Below are 20,987 nucleotides of genomic sequence, written 5' to 3' on the forward strand. Positions count from 1 at the left end.
TATGATTTACAGGTTTAAACGTTTCTTTGTAGTATTACAAATTGAAAAAAATCAAATTATGAAAGCATTATATTTTATATTAGTAGCTTTACTTGTTGTTTCTTGTCAGAACCAAGGAAAAATGGAAATTGAAAAGGCTAAAGTAGCAACAGTAGATTCCATGAAAGTTGAAATAGAAAAGGAAAGAGTAATTGACTCTATGAAACAAGAAATGGTCAAAATTGAAGCTGCTAGAATTGAAACGCAAAAAGAAGTTGTTGTTGTAAACAAGCAATCACCTTCGACTACAACGACTACAACAAATACTACCACGCAAAGAAAAGGCTGGAGTAGTACTGCAAAAGGTGCTGTAATAGGCGCTGGTGTAGGTGCTGCAACTGGTGCTATTATCAGTAAGAAAAAAGTACAAGGTGCTATTATTGGTGGTGTAGCTGGTGCTGGAGTAGGTGCAGGAACCGGAGCAATTATAGACGGAAGCAAAAAAAATTAGATTTATCCGTAAATAAACAAGAGTGTTTAAGTTCATAATAGAATTTAAACACTCTTTTTTTATGGGAAAATTTGGGTTTAATACGAATCCATATTGGCAATAATTTCATTTGCTTTTACTTTGATTTTATACAATTCTTCAGGATTTATTTTTTTTAGTAAATTCAGCATCATTCCCATGCGTTGATTTCCTTTGAAATACTCTTTTTTCTCATCGAGGAAATTCCAATAAAGCGTATTGAAAGGACAGGCTTTATCACCAAATTTTTCTTTCACATTGTAATGGCATTTGGCACAATTATTACTCATTTTGTTGATATAACTGCCAGAGGAAACATAGGGCTTGGTGGCAATTATTCCGCCATCTGCATATTGTGACATGCCTCGTGTGTTGGGCATTTCGACCCATTCAATGGCATCAATGTATACGCCCAAATACCATGCATCTACTTCATCAGGATGAATTTGCGTTAATAATGTAAAATTCCCTATCACCATGAGACGCTGAATATGATGGGCATAAGCTTCATCTAAACTTTGATTAATGGCGTGGCTCATACAATTCATTTTGGTTTTACCCGTCCAGAAAAAATCAGGTAACTTATTTGTATTTTGTAAAACATTCATTTGAGCATAATTGGGCATTTCTTTCCAATATATTCCTCGGATGTATTCGCGCCAACCTAAAATCTGTCGGACAAAACCTTCTACTTGTGAGATAGATATATCAGTTTCATTAGCATGATAAAAAGAAATAACAGTCTCGATTACCTCTTTTGGCGAAAGCATTTTACTATTCATAGCAAAAGACAAGCGAGAATGGAAAAGGAATTTTTCGTCGGTGTGCATTGCATCTTCATAATCTCCAAAATGCTTCAACAGATTTTTACAGAAATATGCTAGAACCTCTAAAGATTGTTCACGGGAAGTAGGCCAACTGAAATTATCTGGATTAATGTTTCCAAAAGTCACAATTCCTGCTTCTACTATTTGTGCAGCGACTTGTGAAACATTGGCATGAAAATTCTTTTCTGAAGGAACCGGAACTTCACCTTTATATTTTTTGCGATTATCAGCATCAAAATTCCATTGGTTGCCCAAAGGTGTTGCGCCATCCATCAAAACATGATGTTTTTTTCTCATGTTCCGATAAAAATTCTCCATTAGTAACAACTTCTTTCCCTCAAAAAAGTCAGAAAGTTCGGTACGCGTGGTATAGAAATGTTCGGAGTCAAAAGCTTCAGATTCGATTTTTAGATAGGAACAAATCGTTTTTAATTGTTGGTCCAGTCGGTATTCGTCTGGTAATTGATATTCAAATTTTTCTATGTTATATTTTTCAATACAAATGGCAATGATTTTTTCTAAGTCCTGTGGATTCTCAGTATCGGTAATTTGAAAATAGACTGCTTGATGTCCATTTTCTTTTATCGCTGTGTAAAAATTCCTCATCGACAGAAAAAGGCCACCACTTTTTGGATGTGATGTTTGACATAATCCGTTTCCTGACGCATTTCGGCCAAGACATACATTGTGTTGTCATCACTTTCCTGAAGCCAAGAATGCTTTGAATTGAGCTGATCACCAAGGATTAAGCGCAGTTTTTTCATTTGTTATTTTTTAAAAAAGGAAGTGGTTGGAATTTCCTTTCGGGCATATTGAAAACGATCCACTAATTTGGGTAAACAATACCCATCAAGACCATTTAATGCCACAACATTACCTCGGTCAATTTGTAACCAGCCATCTTTATGTTCTAATTCTTCCTCAAAAAATAAATTTTCGATTGACGCAATTACATGAATCGTATCATTTTCCTTAATGTAATATTCGTTTACGTATTTGCAATACAATTGCACCGGACTTCCTTTTACAAATGGAATTTCAATGTCATTTTTATACTCTTCTTCTAGATTGGTTTTATCAAATTCGGAAATTCCCAGTTCGTAGTTTGCAGACGTATGGTGCGCATCTTCAATCATATCAACAGTAATGTGATTTACTGTAAAATATCCAATGTCTTTGATGTTTTTGTACGTGTCTCTTGGAACAGTTGTAGGACGCATTATGAATCCAATCATAGCAGGATTGCTTCCCAGATGCGTTACGCTACTGAAAATAGCAACATTTGACTTTCCGTCAAGGGATTTCGTGGCGAGCAAATTAGCCGATTTATAGCCAGTGCAGGAATTGATTAAGTTTAATCTTTCGATTTTTTCCATTTGAGAAATATCATCTCTTGAAATGTGTTTCATGTTTAGTAATATTTGAAACAAATATACTTTTTGTTTAATTAAATAAGAAATAAATTAAACAAAATATTTTAAATTGAGTAATGATTTTGAGGTTTGGGTTTCAAATAAACACATTGGAACAAATAGTTTTTAAATAACTTACAAATCCTATATATTTGTTTTTCAATTTATCCAATGATGAAAATACTTAGAAAAGTCCTTCTCGTTTTACTTTCGTTAGTAATTATTTTAGCGGTGACGATGCTTGTTTATGGTTATTACTTAAAACCAAAATACGAAGGCAAGTTACGCTTGAAAAACATTAAGAAGGAAACCACCGTTTATTTCGATGAATTTGGTGTTCCTCATATTTATGCGACAAATTCTCAAGATGCCATGGTGGCTTTGGGATATGTTCACGCGCAAGATAGATTGTGGCAAATGGAATTGATGCGTCGTATTGCGCCAGGAAGATTATCGGAAATTTTTGGTTCAGTGGCATTGAAAAATGATAAATTCTTTGCTGGATTGGGAATCGAAGAAGCTTCTGCAAAAGCGATCGCAGGTTTGGATAGAAACAGTCCCAGTTACCAATTGACGATGGCTTATTTGGAAGGTATTAATCAATTCATGGATGAAGGGACTACACCAATAGAGTTCAGTTTAGTAGGTGTTAAAAAAGAAAAATTTACGATTAAAGACGTTTATAATATTTTTGGATATATGTCTTTTAGTTTTGCGATGGCTCAAAAATCAGATCCATTGTTGACTGATATTCGAAACAAATATGGAATGGAATATTTGAAGGATTTTGGAATTGATGGTTCCTTTAATACTACAAAAATTAAAAATGCTAAAGACAGACCTCAAGAATACGCTGCTATTTCTAAATCTGTAGTATCGCTTTTAGAGCAATCGCCAATTTCGCCTTTTATAGGAAGTAACAGTTGGGTTATTGCTCCAAAGAAAACTAAAAACGGAAAAGTTATTTTTGCAAATGATCCACATATTGGATTTTCACAACCGGGAACTTGGTATGAAGCGCATATTGTTACTCCGGATTACGAATTGTACGGCTGTTATTTAGCGGGAACTCCGTATCCGTTATTGGGACACAACAGAGAATATGCGTATGGTTTGACCATGTTTGAAAACGATGATATTGATTTGTACCAAGAAGAGAATAACCCTGCTAATGCTAATGAATATAAGATTCCAACTGGTTTCAATGCGTATGAAATTCGGGAAAAAACAATCAAAGTAAAAGATTCATCTAACGTTGTTTTGAATGTGAAAACTACTCGCCACGGTCCTGTAATGAACGATTTGATAGATGGTTTACAGCAAGACAAACCTGTTGCGATGTCTTGGATTTATATACAGCAACCGATTCAAATTCTTGATGCGGTGTATGCGCTTTCTCATGCTAAAAGCAAAGGAGATTTTCAGAAAGGAGTATCGCTAATCGCAGCGCCAGGACTCAATGTCATGTATGGCGATGCCAAAGGAAATGTCGCTTGGTGGGCAACTGGAAAATTATACAAGCATAATGAAGGAGTGAATCCTAATTTTATTTTGGATGGATCCAGCGGCAAGGATGATATTAAAGAATTTTTGGATTTCTCCAAAAATCCTTCAGCGGTTAATCCTAGATGGAATTATGTATATTCTGCCAACAATCAACCAGAAGCAATTGATGGATTTTTGTATCCGGGATATTATCTTCCTGAAGATCGAGCCAAACGAATCACACAATTATTGAACCCAAAATCAGATTGGGATATGGTTTCTGTTGGGAAAATGATTTTTGATAACACTTCTTCCGTAGCTCCAAAAGTCGTGAAGGATTTAATTTCAAATATAGATCAGGAATCCCTTTCTGAAAATGAAAAACAAGCTCTCAGCATCTTGAAAAATTGGAAAGGAACTAATAATCTGAGCGATGTGGCTCCTACAATTTATAACAAATGGATTTTTAATTACTTAAAAAATACTTTTGAAGACGAACTAGGTCCTGAAAATTTTAAAATGTTTTTAGGAACGCACATCATGAAGCAAATTATAGCAAGACAAATCACGAATGAAAAATCGCTTTGGTGGGATAATGTTAACACCAAAAAGGAAAAAGAAACAAGAAGTCAGATTGTATCAAAATCATTCAAAGAATCCGTTGCAGCTCTAGAAAACCAATTGGGAAGTACAGTTTCGGACTGGACTTGGAATAAAGTACACACTTTAGAACATCAGCATCCTTTGGGAAAAGTGGCTGCTTTAAGAAGTATCTTTAATGTAGGGCCTTTTGAAGTTTCAGGTTCTACTGAAGTTATTAATAATTTGTTTTTTGATTTTACGAATGATGGAAATTATCTTGTAAAAGGAGGTCCGTCAACCAGAAGAATTATTGATTTTTCCGATATTGAAAACAGCTGGAGTATCCTGCCAACGGGACAATCCGGGAATCCGTTGAGCGCGCATTATAGCGATCAGGCAGAGTTGTATAATGCCGGGAAATTCAGGCGAATGATGCTGAACAAGGAAGAGATTGTTAGAACTTCAACAAAATTGGTTTTTATTCCCCGTAAAAAATGATTATTTTTAAAGGGCCTAAAATAATAAATCATTAATTTTGCCTAACTTTTTATAAAAATATAATGCAAACTCCCATAAAAATAGCGGTTGTAGGTTCTGGATTAGTAGGATCTTTAGTAGCTATTTATCTTCGTAAAGCAGGTCATACAGTTCACGTTTACGATAGAAGTCCTGATATCCGAAAAATAGAATTTTCTGGTCGTTCCATCAATTTAGCGATGTCAAACCGCGGCTGGAAAGCTTTGGATGGAGTAGAAATAGGAAACGAGGTTCGTAAAATTGCCATTCCTATGGAAAAACGAGCGATTCACTTAGTTGATAAACTTAATTTCCAAAATTACGGTCAAGAAGGAGAGTCGATTTATTCCATTTCAAGAGGGATTTTGAATAGGAAAATGATCGATTTGGCGGAAGCCGCAGGAGCGGAATTCTTTTTTGAGCATAAAATATGGGATGTAACCCTTGATGATGCAACACTTCATATTGGTGAAACGGAGCGTGGCGCTTGGGAAGATAAAAAATACGATATGGTTTTTGGTGCTGACGGTGCTTTTTCAAGGATTCGTCACCGCATGCAACGCCAAAGTATGTTTGATTATTCACAAGAATTTTTGCCAATAGGTTACAAGGAATTAAACATTCCTGCAAATGCTGATGGAACACATAAATTAGATAAAAATTCTTTTCATATTTGGCCTCGCGGAGAATATATGCTAATTGCCTTGCCTAATTTAGACGGAAGTTTTACCTGTACTTTGTTTATGCCTTTTGAAGGAGAAAATTCTTTTGCATCCTTAAAAGATATAAAATTAGTGGAGGCTTTTTTCGAAAAAAACTTACCGGATACCATTGATGTAATTCCAAAATTAGCAGAAGATTTCTTCAAGAATCCTACCAGTACATTAGTGACGATGAAATGTTATCCATGGACTTACGAAGATAAAATAGCACTTATTGGAGATGCCAGTCACGCAATTGTTCCTTTTTATGGACAAGGAATGAATGCCGGTTTTGAAGATATTTCAGTTCTTAATGAAATGATGGAAAAGTATGGTGACGATTGGAAATCGATTTTCTCGGAATACCAAAAATCTCGTAAACCAAACGCGGATGCGATTGCTGAACTTTCGTATCGTAATTTTTTAGAGATGAGTTCGAAAACCGCTGATGAAAATTTCCTTTTGCAAAAGAAGATTGAAAAGTCGTTCTCGGACAAGCATCCTGAAAAATGGATTCCATTGTACAGTCGGGTTACTTTTAGTGATCGTCCTTACGCGGAAGCCTTAGCCATAGGAGATTATCAAAACGCCATAATGGAAGAAGTTTTGAAAATGGAAAACATTAACGAAATATGGGATTCAGAAGTTGTTGAAAATAAAATTCTAGAGCTGCTGCGATAGTCTTTCAGAAGTTGCTGGCTTTATATATCAATAATGTTTTCCGAGTATTGTTGTTTATTCCTCGCGATGTACTTTAGTAAAATCGAAGGCAGGTTTGCAAATCGCAATGTATTCACAAGGTTCTTCAAAAGGGTTGGAGTATTGTACACGCGTATTCTTCTCGATTTTTATTGATTGCCCCGCTTCCAGTACGATAATTTCATCGTCAATGATAAATTGCTTTTTCCCTTTAATTATATAGGTGTACTCTTCAAATTCAGGAGTTTGAAATGGTTCACTCCATTTAGGTGGTGCTATCATGTGCGCTATGGAAATTTCTGCATTATTTGTAGACGCCTTACCGTGATGTTCTTCGATTAATTTACCATCGGTAGTGGGAACAACGAAGGGACTATTTTGAATAAAATACTTTTTCATAACTGATTTTATTTTTTAAACATTTTTGATAATACACCAAAGGCGCCTCTGATAAACGTAGCGCTCGTCAGTACTTTGAGAACTGATTTCCCCACTACGCTAGCAGTACTTGGTCCTTGGTTTTGTTGCTTTTGAGATTCCTGTTTTTGCTCTTGTTCGTTTATTTCCTCTTCGACAACCGCGATTTTTTTATTTAGCATCTCGTAAGCGCTTTCGCGATCAATCAGTTCACTGTATTTTTTTACGAGTTTTGATTTGTTATTAATTTCCTGAATTTCGCTTTCCGTCAATATATCCATTCGACTCATTGGGGCACGCATCATTGTTGCTGCAAGTGGTGTTGGGATTCCTTTTTCGTTCAATGCTGTAACGAGAGCTTCTCCAATTCCAAGGCTGGTCAGGATTTCATCCGTTTTGTAATAATCGGACGTTGGGTAATTATCAGCGGTTTGTTTAATGGCTTTTCGGTCATTGGCTGTAAAAGCTCTTAAAGCATGTTGTATTTTTAAACCTAATTGTGCCAATACGCCACTTGGAATATCCATCGGGTTTTGTGTGATGAAATAAATACCAATCCCTTTAGAGCGAATTAATTTTACAATGGTTTCAATTTGTTCTAATAAGGTTTTACTTGCTTCGTTGAATATTAAATGAGCTTCATCAATAAAAATGACTAATTCTGGTTGGTCAGAATCTCCTTTTTCGGGCATCTGCTGGTAAATTTCAGCTAATAAACTCAACATAAAGGTCGAGAATAACTTAGGTTTGTCTTGAATGTCTGTCAATCGTAGGATGTTAATGTATCCTTTTCCGTTCTCATCGATGCGCATTAAATCCTCTACATCAAAAGACATTTCTCCAAAAAATAAATCAGCTCCTTGTTGCTCTAATTCAATTATTTTTCTGAGAATAGTTCCAGTTGTCGAAGTAGAAATTTTTCCATAATGTTCTTCTATTTCGTCTTTTCCTTCTTCAGTAATATAATTGATTACCTTTTTAATGTCCTTTAAATCCAACAAAGGCATTTTATTGTCATCACAATATTTAAAAATAACAGAAACTACTCCGGATTGAGTATCGTTTAAATTGAGAATTCTGGAGAATAATACGGGTCCAAACTCTGATATTGTTGCACGAAGTCGGACTCCATTTTGTTCAGACAAAGTCAAGATTTCGACTGGAAAACCAGCTGTTGTGTAAGGGATGTTGATTTTAGCGTGACGTTCCGTTATAAATGGTTTTTCCTCGCCTTCTTTTGCGATGCCGCTAAAATCACCTTTAATATCCATCATTAAGACTGGAATGCCAAAACTTGATAATTGTTCAGAAAGAACTTGAATGGTTTTTGTTTTCCCGGTTCCGGTAGCTCCGGCGATCAAACCATGACGGTTTAATGTTTTTAAAGGTACTTTTATGAAGGTATCTGACAAAGCCTCTCCGTCTAATATTGCACCTCCCAGAATAATACTTTCTCCTTTAGAACTGTATCCTTCAGAAATATGCTTAATGAAATCTTCTTTTTTGCTCATAATACGGTTAGATTTGAATGTCATGCAAGATATTATATTTTTCTAAAATCAACAATTTTAGTGCATACTACAGTTTTCCTGCTTTTTTATTGTTAATATCACAAAATAATAGTTTTCCAGCTAAATGACATGTTGTTGAAATATTGTGTTAATTATTCTTAAAAAAATACGGTATTTTATATAAGAAGGCCTATTTGTTTACGTTTATTGACATAAATGGAAACTAAAAAATGATAAATATGTTTTTAAAATTAATTTAATAATAATTAAATAAAAAAAAGTTTTTTTATTTGAACTAAAAATATAAATTTGCTCCACTACAAGTTTAATATAACTAAGATAATTTATTTAAAACTATTAAAATTAAAAAAAAATGGCAAACGTTAAAAAAGAAAAAACAGCAAACGGAGGAGGAATGGTTTCAGGATTGATTATTGCTGCCTGTATTGGTGTTGGTGTGGTGATTTGGAAATTCGTGATGGGGAATCCTGCAAACTTTGAGGGAGGTAACATTGAAACAGGGACTCCGATAAACACATTAGGTCAAGTTTATCATGGTGGAGCAGTTGTCCCCGTATTACTAGGAATGTTGTTAATGGTTCTTGTTTTTTCAATTGAAAGATATTTTGTAATATCTAAAGCAGCTGGAAAAACTAAGTTAGACGTATTTATGGCTAAGATACAAGCGAGCATCAAAGCAGGAGAGATTGATGAAGCTATCGTTTCATGTGACAAACAACAAGGATCTGTTGCAAATGCAATTAAATCTGCATTGGTAAAATACCAAGCAGTGAAAAAAGAAGGATTTAATAGTGAGGAAGCGGCAGAGACTATTCACAAAGAAATTGAAGAGGCAACATCACTTGAAATGCCAATGTTGCAAAAAAACATGACTATCATCTCTTCATTAGTGTCTTTAGGAACTCTTGTTGGATTATTAGGAACAGTAGCGGGTATGATTAAAGCGTTTGGTGCATTAGCAGCTGCTGGTACTCCTGATCAAGCGGCACTTGCAGCTGGTATTTCTGAAGCATTGATTAATACTGCAACTGGTATTGGAACTTCAGCAGTAGCAATTATCTCTTATAATTTCTTTACTTCTAAAATAGATGATTTGACATACTCAATCGATGAGGCTGCGGTTTCAATTGTGAACTCTTACAGAAGATTTAGAGGGAGTTTGAAGCAGTAATCTTGTTGATGTTATTATCAAATAAAAAACAAAAAGAATGGCTAAAATAAAAATAAATAAAAATCCGGGCTCTACAGATATGACCGCTATGTGTGATGTCGCATTCCTTTTGCTTACTTTCTTTGTAATGACTTCAACAGCCAAGATACCGGAAGCACTTCCTGTAGATACACCTACATCAACAGTTCAGACTAAATTACCTGAAACGGATTTAGCTACTTTAACTGTAGGTAAAGGAAAAGTGTTTTTTGATTTGAAAGGCAGAGAAGTTCGTATGAGAACGTTAGAGTTAATGGGTGAGAAATACAATGTGAATTTTTCAGATAGTGATAAGGCAACTTTTTCAATGATGGATGATTTTGGTGTGCCACTTCTTAATTTGAAACAAATCATTGATATGAAAGCAGCCGATAGAAGTAAAGCAGGTCAGCCTGGTATTCCAATCGATTCGCTTGACAATCAATTAAAAGAGTGGATCTATAATGCGCGTATAGCGAATATAGAAATCAATGACAAGGAATTGCAAGTCGCTATTAAAGGAGATGCAAAAGAAGAGTATCCAGCTATTAAAAAAGTGATGGATGTTTTACAAGAGCAAAAAATCAATAGCTTTAGTTTGGTTACTGGTTTGAGAGGAAAAGATTTTTAATAAAAAAAATACACTAAAATGGCTGAATTAAATACCGGTGACGGTGGAGGCAAAAAAGGTGGGAAAGTAAGAAGTAAAAAATCAAATGCTAAGGTAGATTTGACTGCTATGGTTGATTTAGCTTTTTTATTGATTACATTTTTTATGTTGACTACCACTTTGTCTAAACCTCAATCGATGAGTTTGGCGTTGCCAGATAAAGACCCAAACAAGGACAATGTTGACATGAAAGTTGACGAAAATCGTACTATGACAATTATGTTAGGTAAAGATGATAAGTTGGTTTATTATGTCGGATTGTTAAATGCGCCAATTGCAGGTCCGAAAGATATTGCTTTCGGGAAAGATGGTATACGTAAAGAACTTTTGTCTAGGCAAAAATCAGTTTTAGCTTATTCTGCAGCATTAGGAAAGCCTAAGAATGGTTTAATTGTAATCATCAAGCCTAGTAAAAAATCTAATTACAAGAATTTAGTTGACATACTTGATGAAATGGCAATTGTTGGGGTAGGAGATTTTGGTAATTACGCCATCGTTCCTGAATATTCTCCTGAAGAACAAAAATTGTTAGAAGGAAAGCAGTAATAATCTTGTTTCCTAATAACCTAATAATTAAGAAAAATGAAATTAGACATATTAAAAAACCAATGGCTTGATATCGTATTCGAGGGGCGTAATAAGGTTTATGGAGCTTATGAATTAAGACAGTCAAACAGAAAAACTACTATTAAAGCACTTATAATTGGTGGTGTATTTTTTAGTCTTGCTGTAGCAACTCCACTTATCATAAACTTATTGCCTGAAGGTGAAGAGCAGGATATTGATAGAGATATTAAAATCACTGCGATAAAATTACCTCCAAAGGAAGAAAAGCCTAAATTGAATGTTCCACCACCACCACCTCCACCGCCAAAAGTGGATCAAGTTAAGTTTGTGAAGCCGGTCGTTGCCAAAGCAGAGGAAGTGACCGAAGAGCCACCAAAAATTGTTGAAATTAAAGACAAAAAGGTTGGTGCTGAGACTATAAAAGGAGATCCGGACGCTATTTTGACAGTAGAGCCTGTAGGGACTGGAAAGGCAGCAGTTATTGAAGAAGCTCCTGATAACCAAATCTACAACACCGCTGGTATTGAGGTGAAGCCTGATTTTCCAGGTGGTATTGATAAGTTTTACAAATTTGTGGGTAATAATTATGTTACACCAGAAGAAGAAGGACTTAAAGGTAAAGTTTATGTTACTTTTGTAGTTGAAAAAGATGGTTCACTGACCGATATAAAAGTAATTAGAGATATTGGTTACGGAAGTGGAAAAGAAGCTATACGAGTTTTGAAAAAATCACCAAAATGGTCACCTGGTATTCAAAATGGTAAACCAGTAAGGGTTCTTTATTCTTTACCAATTACTATTCAATCTGCTGAGTAATGTTGAAAAACGTACTTAACAATATTAAGAAGAAATCGCTTAAAGAGCGATTTCTTCTTGTTTTAGGAATTTTCTTTTTTTTATTATATTTCGTTTTAGGTCTTTTTATAATATTCATGAAGAATTTTCCCTTGGAAATGGGACAGGTCTATAGAGTTGCTTTAGGGGTCATTTTGATCGTTTATGCATCCTTTCGATTCTTTAGAATTATCAATGATAATTATTATTAAATTATGAAAATTACGTTTAAACTACCAGTTTTGTTAATATTAATTTCAGTACTACTACTTTTTTCTTGTAAAGAAAAGAAAGGTAACAAGGAAGAAGAAACTATTTTAAAAGGAGCTATATCTATTTACGTAGATGAAACTTTAAAACCAATCATTGATGACCAAGTGGCAGTTTTTGAAAGTAAATATGATGCTGAAATTACGCTGATAGCAAAATCAGAGTCGGAGACTATTAATTCACTTTTTAATGATAAAGGAGGAGTAGCTATTTTATCTAGAAATTTGACTGATGAAGAACTAAATGTTTTTAAGAAAAGAAAGATTACACCTAAGATAACTCCTTTCGCAACTGACGCTATAGCCTTTGTATCTAATAAAAGAAACAATGATACGTTGGTAGCTTTGAAAGATGTTGTTGATTTCATGCAAGGCAAGGATGTTCCATCAATAAAAGGTCTTGTTTTTGATAATTTAAATTCTAGTACATTACGTTATTTGAATGATTTGGCAGGCATTACAGAAGTTCGTAATAAAAGTATTTTTTCGTTTAAAACAAATGAGGAAGTTATAAAACATGTTTCTAAAAATGATGGGTTGATCGGCGTTGTAGGGGTTAATTGGCTTTCTCAAGCTTCACCGGATATGCAAAAATATGTTAAAGATCTAAATGTTTTGCATGTCAAAGGACTAACAGGCGACTCTTATTATCTTCCTTCTCAAAATGATATTGCCGAAAAAAAATACCCTTTGGCACGCGATTTGTATATAGTAAATTGTCAAGGTTTTCAAGGATTAGGAATGGGGTTTGCTTCATTTGTCGCTGGAGATGTGGGACAACGAATAATACTAAAATCAGGGCTTTTACCAATACGTATTCCTGGAAGAAAATTTATTATTTCCGGGACAAAAAATAATGAAAAATAAATTAACTACAATGAAAATGATTAAACTAACAACTTTTAGCGTGGCCATATTAGCTACTGCTTTTACAGCTCAAGCACAAGACATCAATCAAGCTAGAAAAGCAATCGATGCAGAACAGTTTGAAAGTGCCAAAACTATTTTAAAGTCAATTATAAAAGCCAAACCATCAAATGGTGCTGCTTATTTCACTTTAGGGAATGTTTATCTTACTCAAAGTGTAGTAGATTCTGCTACGATTTATTTCCAACAAGGATTAAATGCTTCTGATGGTGCTAAACTGAATTACATTGGTTTAGGTCAAATGGATTTAGATAAAAACGATGTAACTGGAGCACAAGCTAAGTTTGCATTGGCGTCAAAAGACATGAAGAAGAAAGATGTGCAAGAATTTGTTTATATCGCTAGAGCATTTATGAATGCAAACAAGCCAGATTATAAAGGAGCTATTGCAATTTTAACTCGTGCAGCAATAAATAATTCTCAAGATGCACAATTGCAGCTAGCATTAGGTGATGCCTATTATGGTGACGGGAAACAAAATGAAGCTTATGTAGCTTATAGAAGTGCTTTTCAGTTGGATAATTCTTTGTTGAGGGCTAAAATGCAACTAGGTGTTTTATTGAAAGGTGCTAAATCGTATGATGAAGCTTCAAAAGCTTACAATGAAGTAATTGCTATCAATCCTAATTACGGTCCTGTCTACAGAGAATTAGCTGAAACCTACTATAAAATAGCACGTAATAAGCCATCTCAAGCGGCAGAAAATTATAAAACGGCAATAGGATATTATGACAAATATATGTCATTAACGGATTATTCAATTAACTCTAGAATGCGTCGTGCTGATTTCCTAATCCTAATAGAGGATTATGTGGCTCTTGAAGCCGAAGCCAATAAAATGATTGAATTGGATAAAGTTAATCCAAGAATTTACCGTTATTTAGGATATGCTGCTTACAAAAATGGTAATGTAGATGTTGCTATTAAGTCATTAGAAACTTTTATTACCTCTCCAGGAAACAAAGCAATAGCATTAGATTATTTGTATCTTGGTCTAACTAAAATTAAAAAAGGAACAAGTGCTGATGGTTCGTCGATTGATCCAACAGCTTTTAGTTCCGGTCTTGTTGATGTCAAAAAGGCAATTGAGATGGAGCCTTTGGCAGTTCAGGAATTAAGTGAAGTCGGGAAGAAGTTATTCACTCAAAAATTATACATCGAATCCGCTGCCATTTTTGAATTTGGTGCAAATACACCGGATTCCACAAGCTTTCTTGATGATAATGTGTATTATGGTTTAGCAAATTATTATGCTAATATTAATAAAGAAAAAGAAGCAAAGGTTGACGCTTTAGCTTTACAAAAAGCAGATGCTGCGTTTGACAAGGTGTTAGTTGCATCTCCTACTTATTTAGAGGCATACTTATACAAAGCAAGAACTAATAGATTACTTGAGAAAGATGATGTAATGGTTAAGAACTATGAAGATTATGTTTCAAGAACTACCGCATTAGGAGCTGAAGAATTAGCTAAGCCTGCAGTTAAGACTAAATTCATTGAATCGTATAACAATATGGCGGCAAGTTTTGCAAATACAGATAAGGCAAAAGCTATCGAGTATTTCAAAAAAACATTAGCATTAGACCCATCAAATAGTTATGCTACAGAATCTTTGAAAATTTTAAAATAATATTTTTTTGTAATATCAAAAACCGATATCCTTAGGGTTATCGGTTTTTTTTTGTTTAAAATTTTTAATGTTTACGTTGATATATTTTCTTCTGAACCTTCTCAGAAACGTATTCAAAGCAATTCGATTCATTCAAAGTTTATCACATTAGTAACTGTTTTGAATTCATCTCCTTTTCAAATTAACTATCTTTGCACTTTAAAAATATAGAATGTTATCAAAAGAAATACAGTTAGAAGTTAATAAAGGCGCCATGCTTCCATTGATGGAAGAATTTTATACCATTCAAGGAGAAGGATTTCATACAGGTACTGCCGCTTACTTCATAAGAATTGGTGGATGTGATGTGGGTTGTCACTGGTGCGATGTTAAAGAAAGTTGGAATGCTGAATTGCACCCACCAACCAGTGTTGAGCAAATTGTTACTAATGCTAGTAAGTTTTCAGAAACAGTTGTGGTTACTGGCGGTGAGCCATTAATGTGGGATATGTCTTTACTTACCCAAAAGTTAAAGGCTAATAATAGAAAGATCCATATTGAAACATCTGGAGCGTATCCGTTGACAGGGATTTGGGATTGGATTTGTCTGTCTCCAAAGAAAAATAAGCTTCCAACTCAAACGGTTTATGATAATGCGCACGAGTTGAAAGTAATCATTTATAATAAGCATGATTTTATTTTTGCCGAAGAACAAGTTGAAAAAGTAAATCCAAATGCTATTTTATTCCTTCAGCCAGAATGGAGTAAAAAAGAAGAAATGACACCACTAATTGTTGATTATGTCATGAACAATCCTAAATGGCGTGTTTCTTTACAAACCCATAAATATTTGAATATTCCTTAAAAAAATGCCAAATACGATCTGTATTTGGCATTTTCTACATTTAGAGAAGATTGTTTGTGAGCTCAATTACCAACCTTTTCGTTTTTTCAATTCTGTGATATGTGCTAAGTGATGGTTTCCATGCCAGCCATAAGTTCCTATTACCTCTTTAATTTTAAATTCCCTTTTATTTTCAGGATGAATAAAGGATTTCTCTAAATCAGATTCTGATAGACTATTCATTAAATAGGCCAAGCGAAAATGTAAACCTTCCAAGAAAGAAAGAGTAGGTTGAATTGGCATTGTTAAATTATCATGTAATTCTGACCAAAGTTCTTCGTGATAGAATTTTATTACTGGTTTATTTTCGGTCAGTGCCCATTTGATTCTGATGAAACAATTCATGTGGCTATCGGCGCAATGATGAATTACTTGACGAATAGTCCATCCATTTTCTCGGTATGGTGTGTCGAGTTGTTCTTCGCTTAGCGAAACTACTTCCTTTTTTAATCGTTCAGGGAAACTGGAGATTTCTGTTATTTTAATATTGAGATAATCATTTGAATATATTTCGGGGGTGATAAATTTCCCAATAGGATAGCGTAATTTTTCTAATGCTGTATTTTCCATGCTAAAATGTGTTCTGTTAAATCGAAAGCTTCGCCAAATAATCATAATGTTCTCCTTCAAGAATTAATTTGCTTTGTAATCCATTGGCAAAAGCCGCATTCTGTAAAGTGTTATAATCCAAGTATAGCCAAGGGAATTCGTCTTCTTTTTCATTTTTATAACGGATAGTAAAACTCAATTCGCCATAGTAACCATTACTCGGAATCCATTTTCCACCGTCTTCATCATTATCAAACATATAAATGATATCCGAAGAATCAATGAGAATTTGCCCGTTTGGATTTAGCAAGCTTCTTAGTTTCTGTAAAAATGTAGTCGTTTCTTTTAGTGTTCCAAAAATACCGGTTCCATTCATTAATAATAAAATGGTATCAAATTTATTTTCAGGATTGTCAGAGTCTATTTCAAGAATATTTTGAACTTGAACATTTTTCAACCCACGAAGTTTACAGGCTTCAATTGCATTTTGAGAAATATCGATAGAGTAAACATCAAGATTTCTTTCGTTTTGTAAATACAAACTATGGCTTCCTGCGCCACAACCTACATCCAAAATTTTTCCTTTAGCAAGTTCTAAAGCTTTCTGCTCTAGTTTTGGCATTTCGTCATAGGAGCGAAATAAATATTCAACGCTCATTTCATCTTCTTCAGAAATGGAGGTTTCAGTAATTAAATCTTCTGGAGAATTATTGGTTTGAAAATCAAATATGGCTTTGCCAAAAAGGTCTTTCATCTTTTTTGTTTAAAGTTTAAGGTTTCAGTATTGAAGTTTGTTACTTTTGTGGTTCCAACTTTAAACTTTAAACTTGAAACATATTATAAACAATCTTCCTAAAGAAGCCAAAGATAAGCATATCGAAAATAAAAAGTATTTCGATAAGTTGAAAAAGAAGACTCCTAAGAATTTGGATTATGTGATGCAAGATTTGCACGATGCTGAATTTAAGAAAACGGATTGCTTAAAATGTGCCAATTGCTGTAAAACTACTGGTCCTTTATTTACAGATGCCGATATTGAGCGTGTTTCAAAATATCTTAGACAAAAACCACAACAATTTATTGAGCAATATCTCCGTATCGATGAAGATAGAGATTATGTGTTACAAAGTGTGCCATGTACTTTTCTGGATAATGAAAATGCGTGTATCATTTATGATGTTCGTCCAAAAGCATGTAGAGAATTTCCCCATACGGATAGAAAAAAATTTCAACAAATCACTGATTTAACGTTGAAAAACCTAGCTATTTGTCCTGCAGCTTTTAATATTGTTGAGGAAATGAAGAAGAAACTCCCTCTTTAAAAAATATTTTTATCAAAATAAACGAATCATATTCGGTCTCGTCTCCCTCTCTTTTGGAGAGTCCCGTCCCGACGCTTCGGGATCGGGAGGGGTGGGGATTAATATATCAAATACTTCTTTCTCATTTCCTGGAACTCAATTAATTCTTTCTTCCAGCTTTCTCTGATTTTTTCTTCTGAAGTTCCTGCTTCTATTTGTTGTTGCAATTTTTTGTTTCCTGCAAGTTTGGTAAAAAAAGGATTGAAGAATTTTGATTTGTCTGTTGTTGTTTGGTACGCCTTAATTATCCATTTCAATTCGAGTTGATTCAGTCCTGAATATGTTGATAAATCTTCGCCGTAGCAAAGTGCTCCATTATAAACTGGATTTTGTGCACCAAGATTTGGTTTAGGTGTAAAACTAAAATCGCTTTTCGGTAAATAAGGAGAGCCATAAATTTGAAATTGTTTCTCAGTTCCTCGCCCCACACTTACATTCGTACCTTCAAAAAGGCATAGACTCGCATAAAGATTCACTGATTGATCGTTTGGAAGATTTGGGGATGGCTTTACCGATAAACTATAATTCATTTTTCGATTGTAATTAAGACAGGGAATAACGGTCAATTTGCATTGAATTTTATTCTTTAGCCATTTCTCACCATTAATCATTTTTGCATATTCTCCAATAGTCATTCCATGAAGCAAAGGAATTGGATGCATTCCTACAAAGCTACTAAATGCTGGTTCAAGAATTGGACCGTCGATAATACTTCCGTTAGGATTTGGTCGGTCAAGAATTAAAAGTGGAATCTTATTTTCGGCACAGGCTTCCATTATATAATGTAAGGAAGAGATATAAGTATAAAATCGTGCGCCTACATCTTGCAAGTCAAAAACCATAATGTCGATCCCTTCGAGTTGCTCTGATTTTGGTTTTTTATTGTCACCATAAAGAGAAATAATAGACAGCCCAGTTTTAGAATCTTTTCCATCAACGACATGTTCTCCCGCATCAGCCGTGCCGCGAAAACCGTGTTCAGGCGCAAAGATTTTCTGGATGGCCATGTTTTTTTCTAAAAGAAAATCGACTAGATGAATTTTATTAGAGAGAATACCAGTTTGATTGGTTACAATTCCAATTTTCTTATCTAGTAATAATGGTAAGTAGTTGCTATAATTATCAGCTCCAGTTTTTATTTCTGTTTTTAAATTATCATTAGTTTTTTCTAAAACTGATTTTACATTTTCCATGACAACTGTTTTCCTCGCAGAACAGGATGTTGAAATAATGGTGAAAAATATAAAATGAAGCGGTATTTTAAGAAAGGGAGTCATATGTAGATTCAAATAAAATTATAGTCAATTAGTGTAATTCGTGTTTTAGCCGTATTTTTGGCTTTAGCAACGCAAACTGGCGAAGCAAATCCAAATTAGAAAAAAAAATAAATTGAATTTAGAATATTTTATAGCCAAACGTCTCATTACTGCAAAAGATTATAAAAGTAGCATATCTGCGCCAATTATAAAAATTGCTATTTCGGCAATTGCCATTGGTATGATTATGATGATTATTTCAGTAGCAACCGGAATTGGACTGCAGCAAAAAATCCGGGAGAAAGTTTCGGCTTTCAATGGACATATCATTATATCGAATTATGACAACAACCAATCCGAAGTTACCTTAATTCCAATTTCTAAAAAACAGGATTTTTATCCAAAGTTTACATCAGTTCCCGGAGTGGATCATATTCAGGCCATCGCCAGTAAAGCTGGAATCATTAGAACCGAAACCGCTTTCGAAGGAATTATCTTCAAAGGAGTGGGGACTGATTATAAGTGGGACAATATAAAGGAGTATCTCGTCTCTGGAAAATTACCGGATTATTCAAAAAATGTCAATCAAGAAGTATTAATATCGCAATTCCTTGCAAACAGATTGAATTTGAAAGTAGGTGACCTTTTTAATACATTCTTCATCAAAGAGGATCAAAATCAGTTGCCTAATATTCGAAGATTTAAAATTACAGGGATTTTCAATTCTGGCTTTCAAGAATTCGACGCTACTTATATAATAGGAGATATTCGTCACATGCAGCGTATCAATAAATGGTCTCCAGATCAAATAGGCGCTTTTGAGGTTTTTGTAGATGACTTTAATACTATCGAATCTACAGGTGAACAAGTCTATGCACAAACGTCGTCTACACTTGATACGAAAACTATAGTCGAGAAATACAGCTATATATTCGAATGGCTTCAACTATTCGATTTCAACATTATCGTTATATTAGTAGTTATGATTCTTGTCGCTACAATCAACATGGTAGTAGCTTTATTAGTATTGATTCTTGAGCGAACACAAATGATAGGAATTCTAAAAGCGTTAGGCGCCAATAATTGGTCAGTCCGAAAAATATTTCTGTACAATGCCTTCTATCTTATAATAAGAGGGCTCTTCTGGGGAAACCTAATCGGTGTCTCGTTATTATTAATACAACAACAATTTGGTATAATTCAACTTCCACCTGAGAATTATTACGTAAATCAAGCGCCAGTATATTTGAATTGGGGATACATACTGTTGTTGAATCTGCTCACCGTGACCGTTTGTTTCTTGGTATTACTAATTCCTTCCTATATCATAACCAAAATTTCACCTGTCAAAGCCATCCGTTTCGATTAGATTTTCATTTGGGCGTTACCGTTTGTAAAAAAGAGAGGCTATTATCAAAAAAAGGTAATAGCCTCTCTTTTTTATAAACGGTCGGGCTATTCGCTGCAAGTCCTCGTCTCGTTGAGTTTGAGACTCAACGAGACTGTGGGCTATTCGCTGCTATCCCTAACGCGAAGCCCGCAATAATTAAGATATCCAGTTTAATTAAGAGTAGAAGAACTCATATTAATACAATAAATCTGGTCACCTTATATATATAGTAGCGAATGGAAAAGGGATTTTTGTTATTATATAAGGTATAGGATAAAGTCATTTTATTGGTCTAAAGTAGTTTTTTTGTTCAAATACTGTCAAGGTCGGCTGTTTTGAAGGATTAGAGTTTAGTGAAGAGCTGTTAAAGCATGAACAAAGATTGAATTTCTAAAGCTTTAGTAAATAAAGAAGGGTAGTCGATAGCCGTGCAATGGTACTGAAATAGGTAATTTTGGATTGAAATGGCGTGTATCGGCTAATAGATTGCTATTTTGTTTAAAAAACTTCACGCTTCAAAAAGCATGTTTTCAGCAAGTTAAAGATAATGTTAAAAAAAGGGTAAAAAAAAGGTTTAAAAAAGCTTGAATAACGGTATAAAGGTGTTAGTTTTGCACCCGCAATGACGCAGACGTTCTTTCAAATACTGGCAAGTAAAGTGAATCAAAAGAGAAAATTTATTTTCTAAAAAAGATTAAAAAGGCTTGTGAGATTAGAAAACGGATGTTACATTTGCACCCCGCAAGACGCGCAAAGTTCCTTGATAGATTGATAAGAAAAGAG

18 protein-coding genes and 1 pseudogene are annotated in these 20,987 nt (G+C 34.3%); 12 read left to right on the plus strand and 7 right to left on the minus strand.

Annotation, left to right across the window (positions count from 1 at the left end; genetic code table 11):
- Positions 1-58 precede the first annotated feature (58 nt).
- Positions 59-490 carry a YMGG-like glycine zipper-containing protein gene (locus tag AC0J6S_RS06915; RefSeq protein ID WP_474956044.1) on the plus strand — a complete coding sequence of 144 codons (432 nt, stop codon included), beginning with the start codon at positions 59-61 and terminating at the stop codon, positions 488-490.
- 77 nt (positions 491-567) lie between these two features.
- On the opposite strand, the pseudogene AC0J6S_RS06920 reads toward AC0J6S_RS06915, so the two are convergent.
- Together AC0J6S_RS06920 and AC0J6S_RS06925 are read right to left on the minus strand one after the other, a co-directional pair.
- Positions 568-2,099 (minus strand): annotated as a pseudogene (locus AC0J6S_RS06920) (cryptochrome/photolyase family protein).
- Positions 2,100-2,102: 3 nt separating this feature from the next.
- Positions 2,103-2,744, minus strand: a complete 642-nt coding sequence (locus AC0J6S_RS06925) for a flavin reductase family protein (protein ID WP_474956045.1) — start codon at positions 2,742-2,744, stop codon at positions 2,103-2,105.
- A gap of 177 nt (positions 2,745-2,921) precedes the next feature.
- Between AC0J6S_RS06925 and AC0J6S_RS06930 the strand changes: the two genes are divergently transcribed.
- Both AC0J6S_RS06930 and AC0J6S_RS06935 read left to right on the plus strand, forming a co-directional pair.
- Positions 2,922-5,312, plus strand: a complete 2,391-nt coding sequence (locus tag AC0J6S_RS06930; RefSeq protein ID WP_474956337.1) for a penicillin acylase family protein — start codon at positions 2,922-2,924, stop codon at positions 5,310-5,312.
- Positions 5,313-5,374: 62 nt separating this feature from the next.
- Positions 5,375-6,712, plus strand: coding sequence for an FAD-dependent oxidoreductase (locus AC0J6S_RS06935; RefSeq protein WP_474956046.1), 1,338 nt, complete (start codon positions 5,375-5,377; stop codon positions 6,710-6,712).
- A gap of 54 nt (positions 6,713-6,766) precedes the next feature.
- Here AC0J6S_RS06935 and AC0J6S_RS06940 read toward each other — a convergent pair whose 3' ends face one another.
- Together AC0J6S_RS06940 and AC0J6S_RS06945 are read right to left on the minus strand one after the other, a co-directional pair.
- Complete coding sequence (locus tag AC0J6S_RS06940; protein WP_474956047.1) at positions 6,767-7,129, minus strand: cupin domain-containing protein; 363 nt, start codon at positions 7,127-7,129, stop codon at positions 6,767-6,769.
- A gap of 8 nt (positions 7,130-7,137) precedes the next feature.
- On the minus strand, positions 7,138-8,658 hold the full coding sequence (locus AC0J6S_RS06945) for a helicase HerA-like domain-containing protein (protein WP_474956048.1): 1,521 nt from the start codon (positions 8,656-8,658) through the stop codon (positions 7,138-7,140).
- Between the two features lie 373 nt (positions 8,659-9,031).
- Here AC0J6S_RS06945 and AC0J6S_RS06950 point away from each other — a divergent pair, with 373 nt between their 5' ends.
- The 7 genes from AC0J6S_RS06950 to AC0J6S_RS06980 all read left to right on the plus strand — a co-directional run bounded on the left by AC0J6S_RS06950 (position 9,032) and on the right by AC0J6S_RS06980 (position 15,609).
- Complete coding sequence (locus tag AC0J6S_RS06950) at positions 9,032-9,850, plus strand: MotA/TolQ/ExbB proton channel family protein (RefSeq protein WP_131909385.1); 819 nt, start codon at positions 9,032-9,034, stop codon at positions 9,848-9,850.
- Between the two features lie 37 nt (positions 9,851-9,887).
- Positions 9,888-10,499 carry an ExbD/TolR family protein gene (locus tag AC0J6S_RS06955; protein WP_131909384.1) on the plus strand — a complete coding sequence of 204 codons (612 nt, stop codon included), beginning with the start codon at positions 9,888-9,890 and terminating at the stop codon, positions 10,497-10,499.
- Positions 10,500-10,517: 18 nt separating this feature from the next.
- A complete protein-coding gene (locus AC0J6S_RS06960) occupies positions 10,518-11,084 on the plus strand; it encodes an ExbD/TolR family protein (protein ID WP_131909383.1) in 567 nt (188 codons plus the stop codon).
- Between the two features lie 36 nt (positions 11,085-11,120).
- Positions 11,121-11,921: an energy transducer TonB gene (locus AC0J6S_RS06965; protein ID WP_474956049.1), complete on the plus strand. Its 801-nt coding sequence runs from the start codon at positions 11,121-11,123 to the stop codon at positions 11,919-11,921.
- A 233-nt stretch (positions 11,922-12,154) separates the two neighbouring features.
- Positions 12,155-13,075 carry a PstS family phosphate ABC transporter substrate-binding protein gene (locus AC0J6S_RS06970; RefSeq protein WP_474956050.1) on the plus strand — a complete coding sequence of 307 codons (921 nt, stop codon included), beginning with the start codon at positions 12,155-12,157 and terminating at the stop codon, positions 13,073-13,075.
- On the plus strand, positions 13,065-14,765 hold the full coding sequence (locus AC0J6S_RS06975; protein ID WP_474956051.1) for a tetratricopeptide repeat protein: 1,701 nt from the start codon (positions 13,065-13,067) through the stop codon (positions 14,763-14,765). The genes AC0J6S_RS06970 and AC0J6S_RS06975 overlap by 11 nt, the downstream gene beginning before the upstream one ends.
- 211 nt (positions 14,766-14,976) lie before the next feature.
- Entirely contained in the window at positions 14,977-15,609 is a 633-nt protein-coding gene (locus tag AC0J6S_RS06980; protein ID WP_474956052.1) for a 7-carboxy-7-deazaguanine synthase QueE, read from the plus strand.
- A gap of 66 nt (positions 15,610-15,675) precedes the next feature.
- On the opposite strand, the gene AC0J6S_RS06985 is transcribed toward AC0J6S_RS06980, so the two are convergent.
- Both AC0J6S_RS06985 and AC0J6S_RS06990 read right to left on the minus strand, forming a co-directional pair.
- A complete protein-coding gene (locus tag AC0J6S_RS06985) occupies positions 15,676-16,218 on the minus strand; it encodes a YfiT family bacillithiol transferase (protein WP_474956053.1) in 543 nt (180 codons plus the stop codon).
- Between the two features lie 16 nt (positions 16,219-16,234).
- Entirely contained in the window at positions 16,235-16,951 is a 717-nt protein-coding gene (locus AC0J6S_RS06990) for a class I SAM-dependent methyltransferase (protein WP_474956054.1), read from the minus strand.
- Positions 16,952-17,024: 73 nt separating this feature from the next.
- Between AC0J6S_RS06990 and AC0J6S_RS06995 the strand changes: the two genes are divergently transcribed.
- Complete coding sequence (locus AC0J6S_RS06995; protein ID WP_474956055.1) at positions 17,025-17,519, plus strand: YkgJ family cysteine cluster protein; 495 nt, start codon at positions 17,025-17,027, stop codon at positions 17,517-17,519.
- A gap of 98 nt (positions 17,520-17,617) precedes the next feature.
- On the opposite strand, the gene AC0J6S_RS07000 is transcribed toward AC0J6S_RS06995, so the two are convergent.
- A complete protein-coding gene (locus tag AC0J6S_RS07000; RefSeq protein ID WP_474956056.1) occupies positions 17,618-18,751 on the minus strand; it encodes an exo-beta-N-acetylmuramidase NamZ family protein in 1,134 nt (377 codons plus the stop codon).
- A 196-nt stretch (positions 18,752-18,947) separates the two neighbouring features.
- On the opposite strand from AC0J6S_RS07000, the gene AC0J6S_RS07005 reads away from it, so the two are divergent.
- Positions 18,948-20,183 carry an ABC transporter permease gene (locus AC0J6S_RS07005; RefSeq protein ID WP_474956057.1) on the plus strand — a complete coding sequence of 412 codons (1,236 nt, stop codon included), beginning with the start codon at positions 18,948-18,950 and terminating at the stop codon, positions 20,181-20,183.
- Positions 20,184-20,987: the final 804 nt, after the last annotated feature.

Source organism: Flavobacterium sp. TS_SC_5 (assembly GCF_056156265.1).